Here is a 13771-nt window from a genome sequence, read left to right as displayed (position 1 = left end):
CCCGTATGCGTCTCCCGGCCACCCGAACGCTCCGCACCCCGGTCGCGGGCGGGGCCCCGACCGGGGTGCGGAGCGTTCGGGTGGCCGGGAGACGCATACGGGTCGGCGCCGGGACGGGGGCCACCGGCGGGAGGATACGGCTGCTCCTCCTCACCGGGGTTCGGAGCGCCGGCTCCGCTCCCGTGCCCGTGCTCGCGATCGTATGGCGCTTGCATCGCTACCCCACCTCAGTGTCACCGGTGTGCCATTACCGGTGGTCCCGGTATCTGGTTGGCTGCCTGGCCACCCGGACGGGGTGGCCGAACCGCGCGGACCGTGGGGCCGGCGGTATCAGATCGTTACTCGCTGCGGTCCAGCTTCTCACTCCCGCCGGCGCCGCCCGGGTCGGCGCCGCCGGTGTCGGAGTCACTCTCACCCGCCGGACCCCGCCCCGGACGCGGCTCGGCCGTCGCGTCGTCGGCGGTGTCCATCTCGGCGGGGGTGTCGGCGTCGGTGGCGTTGCCGGCATCGCCACCGGTGTCGCTGTCGGACCGGTTCTCGTCTTCCGCCGGGGTCTCGTCCTCGATGGCGGTCGCACCGGCGCCGGTGTCGGGCTGCCGCGCGGCCATCCGCTTGCGCTGGGTGTACATGCGCACCCCGGCGAGTACGACCAGCAGCATGCCGACACCGATCACCATCAGCACCGTGGAGGTGATCGAGGTGACCTGTGCCTTGAACCGCATCGACTCGCCGTACGGCTTGCCGTCCGGGGTGTACAGCTGGGCTTCGAGGTAGGCGTTGCCGTTGGCCCGTGAGTTGGCCTCGAACTTCACCGACTGGCTGTGTCCGCCGCCGATGGTCACACTCTGCGGGCCCGAGACGTCGAGGCCGAGCCGTCGGCTGGAGGTCAGCCGCAGTTCCAGCCCTTCGACGTCCTGGAGCAGGTTGTTCTGCACCGTCACCGGGATGGTCGCGCTGCGGCCCGAGAGGGTGATGGTGGACTTGGGGATCAGCTGGACCTGCTCGGTGAGCTGCACCAGCTGGTTCTGGACCGAGGACCGGTACCGGGCACCTGCGCTCTCCCGGTCACGCCAGGAGGTGGACATCTCTCGCTGTATCGCGCTGCCGAACGGTGACACCACGCGGTCCGGCTCGCTGAGGATCACCGAGAAGTCGTTGAGGGTGCGCCGCGTCTCCCGCATCGTCTGGAAGGCATGCGTGGGCAGCTCCTGCTCGCGCAGTTCCTGCGGGTACTGCGAGGCGGGCGGCACCTGGTTGTTGGCGGCCGGGTCCGGCTTCGACTCGGCGGCCTCGGACAGGTCGATGAACCGCACCCAGTCGCCGTCGTTCTCCAGCGAGCGCAGTGCCTCGGCCATCGCCTGCACCTGAGCGGTGGTGGGCATCCGCTGTGGGGCGACGAGGATGCTCCGCTCCAGCTCCGGATCCTGGCCGTGAATGGCCAGCGTGTGCGCCAGCAGCAGCTGATGGGCACGGGAGACGTTGCCGGGGCGGCTCATGTCGGCCTGGAAGAGCTGCGACAGCCGGTTGTCCGCGACCAGCGCCGTGACGCCGCCGCCGATGGGACGCGGAGCCGACGGGGTGTAGGGCAGCGCGTCGGTCGGCGTGATGGAGTCGCTGCGGCTGATGATGTTGCCGGCGCTCGCCGAGGTCGCCACCGAGACGATGTCCGGGTCCAGGGCGCCGTCGACCGGCCACGCGAAGTCGGTGTTCGCCTCCACCCCGAGGACCGTCTCGACGGTGGGCCCGGCCATCCGGGTGGCGTCCCGCAGCTGGCCGAGGCTCCCCGGCACGTCCTTGCCCTGGTGGGCGAGTGAGGCGAGGTCGGGGTCGGCGAAGGGCAGCGCGACCACCTCGCTGTCCTCGACGGCTTCCTGGAGCTGCAGCAGCCAGTTCCGGGCGACCTCCTGGCCACGGCCGGGGATCGGGCCGTCGGAACCCTGGACCTGGTAGTCCTCGGCCATCGCGTCGACGGAGGCCAGCAGGTCCGGGTCGACGACCCAGGTCACCGGGAGATCGGCGCCCAGCGAGACCATCTGGTACAGGCGACCGCCGGGAGAGATCTCGGTGAGCAGCGCGTCGTCGCTGAGGATCGGCACCTGGCTCTCGTCCGTCTGCGGGTTGAGATGCGTGGTGGAGATCAGCGGCCACAGCACGGTCAGCTGGGTGCCCGGCTCATCGGGCAGCTCGTCGGCGTCCGGAACCCATGGCAACAGGGTTCGCCCGATGCCGAGGACCTGGTCCCACTGTTCCGTCTCGGTCTGGCCCGTCAGCGACAGGGCGACCTGGTAGACGCCGGCGCCGTCGAGTTCCAGCTCGGAGACGGGCACCCGGAGGGTGAAGCTGCGGGAGAGCCCGGGGGGCACCGTGTCGATGTCCACGCTGTGGTCGCGCACCAGTGCGCCGTCCCGCACGAGGTCGAAGCCCTCGCGGGTGACCGCGTCGTCGATCGCGCGGCGGCCGGAGAGTTCCACGGCCTGCCGGGGCGAGACGGAGGACCCGACGATGGGGGAGTCGCCGTCGTTGGTGACGGTGCCGCGGATCGTGACCGAACCGGTGGGCGTGGGCGCCGCGGGACTGACCGAGTTGATCGTGACCGTCGCGCGTTCGGAGCCGATCCCCGGCTCCGCGGTCCGGCTCTCCGAGAGCGACGGCGCCGACTGCGCGGGGGCCGCCGACGCGGCCGCACCGGCCAGGACCGGAACCACCGCCGACAGCAGCACCAGCGCTCGCCGGCAGCCCAGGGAAAAACGGGACATCCTCTGTGCCGCCTCAGCCACGCACACGCCTCGATCCTTAGTACCGTCGTGCAGCTGTGCTCATCGTAGCGACCCCGGAGAGCCCCGAACGCCCGTTACCCGGGCGGTGGCCGGACAAGAGGGGTAGGCCGCCACGTACCCTTTCCTGTTGTGCCGAACAAGCAGAATGAGACCCCCACCCTCGCCGTCCGTCAGCCCGCGCTGGGGCCGGCTCAGCGCCAAGCCGTCAGCGAGTTGCTGAGGGTCTCCCCCGTCGCGGACGACCTGGCGCAGCGATTCACCGACGCGGGCTTCTCCCTGGCTCTGGTGGGTGGCTCGGTACGGGACGCGCTGCTGGGCCGTCTCGGGAACGACCTGGACTTCACCACCGACGCCCGGCCCGAGGACGTGCTGCGGCTGGTCCGGCCGTGGGCCGACGCCGTCTGGGAGGTGGGCATCGCCTTCGGGACGGTCGGGTGCCAGAAACTGGACTTCCAGATCGAGATCACCACGTACCGGTCGGAGGCGTACGACCGGACCTCGCGGAAGCCCTCCGTCGCCTACGGCGACTCCATCGAGGAGGACCTGGTCCGGCGTGATTTCACGGTGAACGCGATGGCGGTGGCGCTCCCGGATAAGGTCTTTATCGACCCGCACAACGGTCTGGAGGACCTGGCCCGACGCTCGCTGCGTACGCCGGGAACCCCCGAGGAGTCCTTCTCCGACGATCCCCTGCGGATGATGCGTGCCGCGCGGTTCGCCGCCCAGCTGGACTTCACCGTGGCCCCCGAGGTGGTCGCGGCGATGCGCGACATGGCCGAGCGGATCGACATCGTCTCCGCCGAGCGGGTCCGGGACGAGCTGAACAAGCTTCTGCTGGCTCCCCACCCGCGCAAGGGTCTCTCCCTGCTGGTGGAGACCGGCATCGCCGAGCGGGTGCTGCCGGAGCTGCCCGCGCTGCGGTTGGAGCGGGATGAGCACCACCGCCACAAGGACGTCTACGAGCACAGCCTGATCGTGCTGGAACAGGCCATCGATCTGGAGGACGAGGGTCCCGATCTGGTGCTGAGACTGGCCGCCCTGCTGCACGACATCGGCAAGCCGCGGACGCGGCGGTTCGAGTCCGACGGGCGGGTCTCCTTCCACCACCACGAGGTGGTGGGAGCCAAGATGACCAAGTCGCGGATGATCAAGCTCAAGTACTCGAACGACATGGTGAAGGACGTCTCGCGCCTGGTCGAGCTGCATCTCCGCTTCCATGGCTACGGCAGCGGCGAATGGACCGACTCGGCGGTGCGGCGCTATGTGCGTGACGCGGGGCCGTTGCTGGGCCGGCTGCACAAGCTGACCCGGTCGGACTGCACGACGCGGAACAAGCGGAAGGCCGCCGCGCTCTCCCGTGCCTACGACGGGCTGGAAGCGCGCATCGAGCAGCTGCAGGAGCAGGAGGAGCTGGACGCCATGCGTCCGGATCTGGACGGCAACGCGATCATGCGGATCCTGGGCATCTCGCCGGGCCCGCAGATCGGGCGGGCGTACCAGTTTCTGCTGGAGCTGCGGCTGGAGCGGGGGCCGCTCGGGGCGGAGGCCGCCGAGGAGGCGCTGCGGGAGTGGTGGTCGACGCAGTAGCCGTCACGCCGGACCGGACCGCACCGCACCGCGCCGCACCGGTGCGGTCGGCACGGTTCGCTCGGCACGATGTAGCGGTGCCTGTTTCACGTGAAACAGGCACCTTGGGTGGAGCAGCCCGGACGGGGTGATGAGCTTCTGTCCCGCCACCCGGATGGCCACGACCGGGCGGCACGGGGGCACTGGGCACACAAAGGGGCCGGCAGGAACGTGATGTTCCCTGCCGGCCCCTGTCGCTGTTCAGCCCTGTGGTCGCTCCACCCCCGGCGTGCCCGGCTCCTCTCGCGCTCGCGTCGCTTCCGGCGTCGTCTGCTCCGCTGGGTGCTGCCGTGCGGAGGTGTCCGGCACAGAGGGGGAAGACTCGGTCGGTGCTGTCGGGGCTGCTCCGCGCAGGGGGTCCAGCTGCCGGTGCAGCCGCCAGGTCCCGATGGCCGTGGCCAGGTAGATCAGCGATACCGTGACGACGAGTACCGCCGACCGGCCGTCCGGCGGCAGCATCAGGGCCGCCAGCCCGGCCGCGCTGACGAACGCCATGTTGAAGAGCATGTCGTACAGCGAGAAGACCCGACCTCGGTAGTCGTCCTCCACACTCGACTGCACGACGGTATCGGTGACGATCTTCGCTCCCTGGCTCACCAGTCCGAGCAGGAATGCCGCGATGAGTATCGGTACCGGCCGGAACGTCAGCCCGAGTGCGGGCACCAGGATGGTGGCCAGCCCGGCGCAGGTGGTGAACCAGCCGAAGCGGCCGAAGCGCGCGACCATCCACGGGGTCATGACGGCCGCCGCGAAGAAGCCGGCTCCGGAGAAGCCGACCGCGAGGCCGAGCCAGGCCACCCCGTCGGTTCCACCGTCGCCCCACGCATACCGTGCCAGCATCAGCACCATCACCAGCAGGGCGCCGTAACAGAAGCGCATGAGTCCGACGGCGCCCAGCGCACGCGCGGCGGGCCGTCGCGACCAGAGATGGGTCAGGCCGTGTGCAAGCCCGTGAGCGGTCTCCGCCAGCGCTGCCGAGATACGCCGCACGCGGTCGGGCGCGGTCGGGCCCAGCAGATCCCGGGTCATCATCAGTGCGGCGGACCCGGCCAGCAGATAGACCACGGCGGCCAGGGCCAGGGCGAGAGCGTCCCCCCACCGGCCGGGGGCGTCGATCAGCGCCTGGGCACCGAAGGCACAGGCGCCGCCCACGGTGGCGGCGATCGTGCCGGCGGTGGGTGAGAGGGAGTTGGCCACGACGAGCCGCCGGCTGTCGACCACGCGTGGGAGCGAGGCGGAGAGCCCGGCCAGGATGAAGCGGTTTACGGCGGTGACGGAGAGCGCGGCGAGGTAGAAGAGCCAGTTCGGCACTGAGGCGAGGACCAAGGCGACCGTGCCGAGGGTCAGCGTTGCTCGGATCAGATTGCCGTACAGCAGCACCTGGCGGCGTCGCCAGCGGTCCAGCATGACGCCGGCGAACGGTCCCAGTAGCGAGTACGGCAGGAGCAGGACCGCCATCGCCGCCGCGATGTCGCCAGGTGTCGTCTGCTGTTCCGGTGAGAACACCACATAGGTGGCCAGTCCGACCTGGAACATGCCGTCGGCGAACTGGGAGAGCAGGCGAACTGTCAGCAGTTTGCGGAATCCTGGGAATCCCCAGAGGGTCCGGAAGTCATGGATGACGGTCATCGCGGCAGCACTGAAGCCTCATGTTTCACGTGAAACGGTGGCGCCGTCCGCTAGGGATCGGCTGATGGACGGGTCGGGTGGCGTCGGAGCCGGGCCGGTCTTCCGTGGTCCGCGCCGTCGCAGCACGAACCGGTCCGGAGCCCCGTCGAGCGGACCTCCGCCCGGGTCGTCCGAGCCGTCCCGGCGGACGATGTCGTGCTCGGGGTAGATCACATCACGGACCACCAGGACGCAGAGATAGAGCGTCCCCAAAAGATGCGCGACGATGGTGAGTTGGTAACCCCCGGCCGGGAGCCCCGGTGCCCCGGCGTTCTCCGCCAGATACATCCAGATGCCGAGGAAGTAGATCACCTCGCAGCACTGCCAGATGAGGAAGTCGCGCCACCGTGGCCGTGCCAGGACGGCGAGCGGAATCAGCCAGAGCACATACTGCGGCGAGTAGACCTTGTTGGTCAGGATGAAGACCGCCACCACCAGAAAGGCCAACTGCGCCAGCCGTGGTCGGTGCGGCGCGGTGAAGGCCAGAGCGCCGATCGCGGCGCACCCCAGCAGCGTCAGAGCGGTGGCCAGCGGGTTGACCGTCTCCGGGGCCAGGTCGAGATCGGTGCGTTGCGCGATGATCAGCCAGAACGAGCCGAAGTCGACGGGGCGTTCACGGCTGAAGGTGTAGAACTTGGCCCACCCCTCGGGGGCGCCGAGGATGAACGGCAGATTGACCGCGAGCCAGGCGATCACCGTTCCGGTCAGGGCCCGGCCGAAGGCTCGCCATCGGCCCGCTCGCCAGCACAGCACCAGCAGCGGTCCCAGCAACAACAGCGGATAGAGCTTGGCGGCGGTCGCCAGCCCCAACAGCAGTCCGGTGGCCAGCGGCCGGTTGCGGGACCAGGTCAGCAGGGCGGCACAGGTCAGGGCGCCGGCCAGCAGGTCCCAGTTGATGGTGGCGGTCAGCGCGAACGCCGGCGCCAGCGCGACCATCAGGCCGTCCCACGGACGGTTGCGCTGGGTGCGTGAGACGCAGACCGCGATGACGACGGCACAGATCAGCAGCAGCGCCGCATTGATCAACCAGTAGTACTGAGCGGGGCGTTCGACGAACGCGGCGCTCGGAGTGAGCCAGGCCGCCGCCTCCATGAAGATCCCGGTGAGCACCGGATACTCCAGGTACTCCATGGTGGAGGTGTCGCTCGGGATCGCGTGGAAGTACGGGACCAGGCCGTCGGCGAAGCCCCGGGTGGTGTAGAGGTGCGGGATGTCCGAGTAGCAGGCGTGGGTGTACTGGGTGGTGGCCCCCTCGAACCAGCCCCGGGTGGCGCACGGCGCCTTCTGCACCAGGCCCAGGGCGAACATCCCGATCATCACCAGGGCGATGACCCGCACCGGCGGCCAGCGCGGGTTGCCGGGAACCGCGTGTCGCCCCGCCGGTCCGCCGATCAGCTCACTGCCGGCCGCGGCGACCTCGTCATGCCGAGAGGGCCGCACGGCCGGTCGTGGGTTGGGGTGCACCATGCCCACATCCTGCCGTACGGCCCTCTCGAAGGGGTTCAGCCACGGTCGGCCTGGTCGGCCTTCAGCTAACCGCGTCCTCCTGGGAGCCCGCTGAGGATTCCGCCGCCGTCGTCGTCGCCGGGATCGGTCGGATCCTCGGGTTGGCTCGGGTCGACGGGGTCTCCGGGACCGCCCGGGTCTCCGGGGCCGCCCGGGTTGCCGGGATCACCGGGACCGGAGTCGTTGTCACAGTTCGGGTCCCAGCGGTTGCACTCGTCCGTCGGGTCCGGGGACGGCTCGGGCTCGTCGGAGGGCTCCGGCGGCTCGGTGGTCGGGTCGTCCGGCTCGTCCTCCGGCTCGTCGGACTCCGGCGGCTCGTCGGTCTCCGGCGGCGTGTAGGCCGGGGTCGGCTCGGGGCTCTCCGCGCCGCCACCGTAGACGACCTCGCCGTCGTCACGCGCGGGCTCGAACTTGGTCGCGGGGTCGTCCGCGGTCGCGCCCTTCATGAAGTCGAGCCAGACATCGGCAGGGAAGCTGCCGCCGGTGACCCCGCTGGTCATCCCGCCGGTACCGCGCATCGACTGGAAGCCGGCGCCCGAGTCGGCCTGGTCGTAGCGGAACATGCCGACCGCGGTGGAGAGGTGCGGGGTGTAGCCGACGAACCAGGCGCTGATGTTCTGGTCCGTGGTTCCGGTCTTGGCGGCGGCGGGCTTGCCCAGCTCCAGCGCCTTGGTGCCGGAACCGTCGGTCACCACGCCGTGCAGCACATCGGTGACGGTGTCCGCGACGGCCGAGTCGAAGGTCCGCTTCAGCTGCTTCTCGTGGGTGAAGATGTTCCCGTTGGGCCCGTCCAGCTTCGTCACGGTGTAGGCCTCGGCCTGCTCGCCGTGGGCGGCGAAGGTGGCGTAGCCGTTGGCCATGTGCATCGAGCTGGGTGTGGAGACACCGAGGGCGAAGGTGGGCACGGTGTCGTTGTACTCACCGAGCTGGTCCTCGGGAAGGCCCGCGTCGATCGCGGCCTTGCCGACCTCCTTCACCCCGATGTCCATCGACAGCTGGACGAAGGGCGAGTTGGCCGAGACCTCCATGGCCTCGCGGAGGGTGATGTCACCGGGGGACTTGCCTTCGTAGTTGGCCTGCCGCCATTCGAACGGCTCCCCGTCGTCGTCCTCGCCCTCCCAGACGCTGCCGTCGTAGTTGTTGATCAGCAGCCCGTCCTCGCTCTTGTACTTCGAGTCCACCGAGAGCGGGGTGCGGTCCGCCGCTCCCTGCTCCGGACCCTTGCTTCGGTCCCGGATGCCGTCGCGCAGCGCGGCGGCCAGTACATAGGGCTTGAAGGTGGAACCGACCTGGACATCGGCGCGGGTGGCGTTGTTGATGAAGTGCTCGGTGGCCGACGGCCCGCCGTAGATGGCGACCACGGCACCGTCACCGGGCTTGACCGCGGAGGCGGTGAACTGGACGTGCTGGTTCTCCTCCAGCTCCTCCGGGTCCAGCTCCTCCTTCTTCGCCTGTACCGCGGCCTCCAACTGCTCCACCTTGTCCTTCTCGAAGGTGGTGTGGATGGAGTAGCCGCCCCGGTCCAGGACATCGGCGGTGATCTCCCCGTTGTTGATGACGTAGCTGCGCGCCATCTCCACCAGATAGCCGGTCTGGCCGGCCAGGTCGGTGGCGGGGGTGGGGCGGTTGGGCATCGGGAACTCGTCGTTCTCGGCCCGCTCGGCGGCGGTGGCGTGGTCCAGTTCGACCATGCGGTTCCACACGTAGTGCCAGCGCTCGGTGGCGTTCTTTGTGTTCCGCTCCGCCGCGGCCTCGCCCTGGGTGCCGCCCGCCGGGTCGTGGAGGTCCGGGCCCTTCAGCAGAGTGGTCATGAACGCCGACTCGTTGATGGTGAGGTCGGTTGCGTCCTTGCCGTAGTACGCCTGCGAGGCCGCCTGGATGCCGTAGGCGCCGCGTCCGAAGTAGGCGGTGTTGAGGTACCCCTCAAGGATGTCGCGCTTGTCCTCCTTGATCCCCACCTTGATGGAGATCATCAGCTCCTTGGCCTTGCGCTCCAAGGTCTGTTCCTGCGACAGGTAGTTGTTCTTGACGTACTGCTGGGTGATGGTCGACCCGGACTGGGTCTCGCCGCCGCGGGCCATGTTGACCGCCGCGCGGGCGATACCCATCGGGTCCACCCCGGAGTCCTCCCAGAACGAGTGGTTCTCGGCCGAGACCACCGCGTCCTGAAGGTGCTTGGGCATCCGGTCGAGCGGGATGATCTGCCGGTTGTCGCTGCCCGCGCCGTGCACCACCATCCGCGAGCCGTCGGCCCAGTAGTAGACGTTCTTCTGCTCCGACATGGATTCGTTCTGGTTGGGGATGTCGACCATCGCGAACGCGATGCCGAACAGGCCGACCAGCATCGCCATGAAGACCAGCGCGGAGCCCAGCAGTTGCCGCCAGGAGGGCACCCAGCGCCGTGCGCCGTGCTTGTCGTGCCGCGGGTAGTCGATGAACTTCTTCTCGCGCGGCGGCTCGGCGGCCGCGCGGCGGCGTCCACCGCGCGAGGCAGCACGCCGTGCCTCCGCCCGTGAGCCGTACGCCGGCTCCTCGGGCTCGAAGTCGTGCCCGCCGGAACTGTCCGGTCCAGGCGGGGGCGCGCCCCGGCGCCCGGACGGTCCGGCAGCGCGGCGGCCGCGTGACGGCGGCTTGCGACGGTGCTCGCTCATGGTGCAGCTACTCCTCGGACAGACGGAGGCGTCTGAAGGTAGTGGGTACTGCTGGCGGGGTTACTGCACCCGGCCGGCCCCCAGGAACGGTACCGGGGCACACCTCACCGCCAATGAGGACGCCGTAAGCCGCCCATAGGTTCCCGGTGGTGCTCCGCATGGGCCAAGAGTACGCAGCGCCAAAACCGACTATTAACGGCAAAGTTCGCAGAACAGAGCAACTCTTCGCCGTGAGGCCGAGATGTGACTCCCTTCACGAGGATTGCGGTTGCCGGGGTCTGGGCACTGCTCTATCGTCCAGATGTATCGACTCGATACATCGCTGCGACGTATCGAGAGAAGACATGCACGGGGAGCACGCGACGCTGCGCGTCGGGTGACCGACCGCTGGGCGCGAACGGGACGGAGGTGGACGAAAAGCCGTGAGCCGGAGATCCGGAATCCTGGAGTTCGCCATCCTCGGACTGCTGCGCGAAGCGCCGATGCACGGCTACGAGCTGCGGAAACGGCTCAATACCTCGCTCGGGGTCTTCCGCGCGTTCAGCTATGGATCGCTGTATCCGTGCCTGAAGACGCTGGTGGCCCAGGGCTGGTTGACCGAGGAGCAGGGCGGGGGCCCGGACGATCCGCGGGGGGCGCCGCTCTCCGGGCGGCGGGCGCGGATCGTGTACCGCCTCACCGCCGAGGGCAAGGAGCGGTTCGCGGAGCTGCTCGCCCAGACCGGGCCGGACGCCTGGGAGGACGAGCACTTCGGTGTCCGGTTCGCCTTCTTCGGTCAGACCAACCGCGACGTCCGGATGCGGGTGCTGGAGGGCCGCCGCAGCCGGCTGGAGGAGCGCCTCGACAAGATGCGCGCCTCCATGGCACGGACCCGCGAGAAGCTGGACGACTACACCCTCGAACTGCAGCGCCACGGCATGGAGTCCGTGGAGCGCGAGGTCCGCTGGCTCGACGAACTGATCGAGAGCGAGCGGGAGGGGCGCGAACGCCGTGACCAGCACGGCGTCAGCCCGCCGCCCGCCCAGCAGGACGGCCCGTCCCCCGACGGGGGCGGAACCCGGCCGGAGCCGTCGTCCGACGGCGGCGCCGGCCATGGCCAAGGCCCCGTGACGAAGCGGGAAATCGCCGACAACACTGAGAACAGCTAGGGAGCAACCGGAATGGGTTCGGTTCGCGTAGCCATCGTCGGCGCGGGCAACTGCGCCGCCTCACTGGTGCAGGGCGTCGAGTACTACAAGGACGCCGACCCGGACAGCAAGGTCCCGGGTCTGATGCACGTCCAGTTCGGCGAATACCACGTGCGGGACATCGAGTTCGTCGCCGCGTTCGACGTCGACGCCAAGAAGGTCGGCCTCGACCTGGCGGACGCCATCGGCGCCAGCGAGAACAACACCATCAAGATCTGCGACGTGCCGCGCTCCGGCGTCACCGTTCAGCGCGGTCACACCCTCGACGGCCTCGGTAAGTACTACCGCGCCACGATCGAGGAGTCCGACGAGGAGCCGGTCGACGTCGTCAAGGTCCTCAAGGACCAGAGCGTCGACGTCCTCGTCTGCTACCTGCCCGTGGGCTCCGAGGCCGCGGCGAAGTTCTACGCCCAGTGCGCGCTCGACGCCAAGGTCGCCTTCGTCAACGCCCTGCCGGTCTTCATCGCCGGAACCAAGGAGTGGGCGGACAAGTTCACCGAGGCCGGCGTCCCGATCGTCGGCGACGACATCAAGTCGCAGGTGGGCGCCACCATCACCCACCGCGTGATGGCCAAGCTGTTCGAGGACCGGGGCGTCGTCCTGGACCGCACCATGCAGCTGAACGTCGGCGGCAACATGGACTTCAAGAACATGCTGGAGCGGGAGCGGCTGGAGTCCAAGAAGATCTCCAAGACCCAGGCCGTCACCTCGCAGATCCCCGACCGGGACCTCGGCGAGGACAACGTCCACATCGGCCCGTCCGACTACGTGGCCTGGCTGGACGACCGCAAGTGGGCCTACGTGCGCCTTGAGGGCCGTGCCTTCGGTGACGTCCCGCTGAACCTGGAGTACAAGCTGGAGGTCTGGGACTCCCCCAACTCCGCCGGTGTGATCATCGACGCCCTGCGCGCCGCCAAGATCGCCAAGGACCGGGGCGTGGGCGGCCCCGTGCTCTCCGCCTCGTCGTACTTCATGAAGTCGCCGCCGGAGCAGTACTTCGACGACGTCGCCCGCCAGAAGGTCGAGGACTTCATCAACGGCGACGCCTGAGCGCGCTGAGCGACGCCCTCGCGGGCGGACCGGCGGAGGCCCGGTGTGCGGAGAGTTCCGCGCACCGGGCCTCCGCCCGTTCCCGTTCTCGTCCCTCGCCGCCGCCGCCGGCGGGCGGGCGGGTGCCTCAGCCGGGGGAACCGCCCACGGGGGCGGCCGGGCCGCTCACTGGTCGACGAGCCGGTCGTACTGGGTCGTCGTGTGCCGCAGGATCGCGGTCATCTCGTCGCCGACCTTCGGCTCCCGCGCCTCCGCGGGGACGAACAGGATCGACACCTGCATGTGCGGCGGCTCGGCGAACCAGCGCTGCTTGCCGTCCCACATGTACGGCGACAGGTTCCGGTTCACGGTGGCCAGGCCCGCGCGGGCGACGCCCTTGGCGCGCGAGGTCATGCCGTGCAGCGCCTTCGGCGCCTCCAGTCCCACTCCGTGCGAGGTGCCGCCCGCCACCACGGCCAGCCAGCCGTCGCCGGACGCCTTCTGCTGCCGGTAGCCGAACCGGTCCCCCCGCGTCACCGGGGTGACGTCGAGCACCACGCCCTGGTACTTCGTCGCGTCGTGGTCGCCGAGCCACAGCCGGGTGCCGATCCGGGCGCGGAACCGGGTCTGCGGGAACTGCTGCCGCAGCCGGGCGAGTTCCTCGGCGGTCAGGTGGCTGACGAACATGGTGTCCAGCGGCAGCCGGGCGGCCCGCAGCTGGTCCATCCAGCCGATGACCTCCTCCACGGCGTCCGTGCCGTCCGTGCGGTCCAGCGGCAGGTGGATCGCGAAGCCCTCCAGCCGCACGTCCTCCAGCGCCGCCCGCAGCTTGCCGAGCTCGCCCGGCGTGACGCCGTGCCGCTTCATGCTGCTCATGACCTCGACGACCACCCGCGAGCCGACCAGCCCGTAGACGCCGTCCACCGACGACGCGGAGCGGATCACCCGGTCGGGCAGCGGCACGGGCTCCTCACCGCGCCGGTAGGGCGTGAGGACGAGCAGGTCGCCGCTGAACATCTCCCGCATGGTGGCGGCCTCGTAGGCGGTGCCGACGGCGATGATGTCCGAGCCCAGCATGCTCACCTCCTCGGCGAGCCGCTGGTGGCCGAAGCCGTAACCGTTGCCCTTGCAGACGGGCACCAGCCCGGGGAACGCGGCGGCCACCGACCGCTGATGTGCCCGCCAGCGGTCGGTGTCGACATACAGGGTGAGCGCCATGACCGGGGGACACCTCTCTAGCTTCCGTGTCTACGCCCTGGTACTTCGTCGCGTCGTGGTCGCCGAGCCACAGCCGGGTGCCGATCCGGGCGCGGAACCGGGTCTGCGG

Annotated in this window: 8 protein-coding genes; 3 read left to right on the top strand and 5 right to left on the bottom strand. The window is 69.8% G+C overall.

Annotated elements, in window-relative coordinates; all coding sequences use genetic code 11:
* Window positions 1-338: 338 nt before the first annotated feature.
* Window positions 339-2756 carry a DUF6049 family protein gene (locus E0D90_RS16500; protein ID WP_130799054.1) on the bottom strand — a complete coding sequence of 806 codons (2418 nt, stop codon included), beginning with the start codon at window positions 2754-2756 and terminating at the stop codon, window positions 339-341.
* A gap of 150 nt (window positions 2757-2906) precedes the next feature.
* Here E0D90_RS16500 and E0D90_RS16495 point away from each other — a divergent pair, with 150 nt between their 5' ends.
* Entirely contained in the window at window positions 2907-4364 is a 1458-nt protein-coding gene (locus E0D90_RS16495; RefSeq protein ID WP_170214981.1) for a CCA tRNA nucleotidyltransferase, read from the top strand.
* 240 nt (window positions 4365-4604) lie between these two features.
* Here the strand turns inward: E0D90_RS16495 and E0D90_RS16490 are convergent, their stop codons facing one another.
* The 3 genes from E0D90_RS16490 to E0D90_RS16480 all read right to left on the bottom strand — a co-directional run bounded on the left by E0D90_RS16490 (window position 4605) and on the right by E0D90_RS16480 (window position 10228).
* Window positions 4605-6032, bottom strand: coding sequence for an MFS transporter (locus tag E0D90_RS16490; RefSeq protein WP_130799053.1), 1428 nt, complete (start codon window positions 6030-6032; stop codon window positions 4605-4607).
* A gap of 18 nt (window positions 6033-6050) precedes the next feature.
* Window positions 6051-7538: a glycosyltransferase family 87 protein gene (locus E0D90_RS16485; RefSeq protein ID WP_130799052.1), complete on the bottom strand. Its 1488-nt coding sequence runs from the start codon at window positions 7536-7538 to the stop codon at window positions 6051-6053.
* 65 nt (window positions 7539-7603) lie between these two features.
* Window positions 7604-10228, bottom strand: coding sequence for a transglycosylase domain-containing protein (locus tag E0D90_RS16480; protein WP_130799051.1), 2625 nt, complete (start codon window positions 10226-10228; stop codon window positions 7604-7606).
* Window positions 10229-10650: 422 nt separating this feature from the next.
* Between E0D90_RS16480 and E0D90_RS16475 the strand changes: the two genes are divergently transcribed.
* Window positions 10651-11376 (top strand): PadR family transcriptional regulator, encoded by a 726-nt coding sequence (locus E0D90_RS16475; protein WP_130799050.1) that lies wholly within the window; start codon window positions 10651-10653, stop codon window positions 11374-11376.
* Between the two features lie 12 nt (window positions 11377-11388).
* Window positions 11389-12465 carry an inositol-3-phosphate synthase gene (locus tag E0D90_RS16470; protein WP_130799049.1) on the top strand — a complete coding sequence of 359 codons (1077 nt, stop codon included), beginning with the start codon at window positions 11389-11391 and terminating at the stop codon, window positions 12463-12465.
* A gap of 165 nt (window positions 12466-12630) precedes the next feature.
* Here the strand turns inward: E0D90_RS16470 and E0D90_RS16465 are convergent, their stop codons facing one another.
* A complete protein-coding gene (locus tag E0D90_RS16465) occupies window positions 12631-13662 on the bottom strand; it encodes an alanine racemase (RefSeq protein WP_103502996.1) in 1032 nt (343 codons plus the stop codon).
* Between the last annotated feature and the right edge of the window lie 109 nt (window positions 13663-13771).

Origin of the sequence: Streptomyces otsuchiensis, assembly GCF_004305975.1 — a bacterium.
Taxonomy (GTDB): Bacteria; Actinomycetota; Actinomycetes; order Streptomycetales; family Streptomycetaceae; genus Streptomyces; species Streptomyces otsuchiensis.
This window is presented reverse-complemented; position numbering and strand designations above follow the sequence as displayed.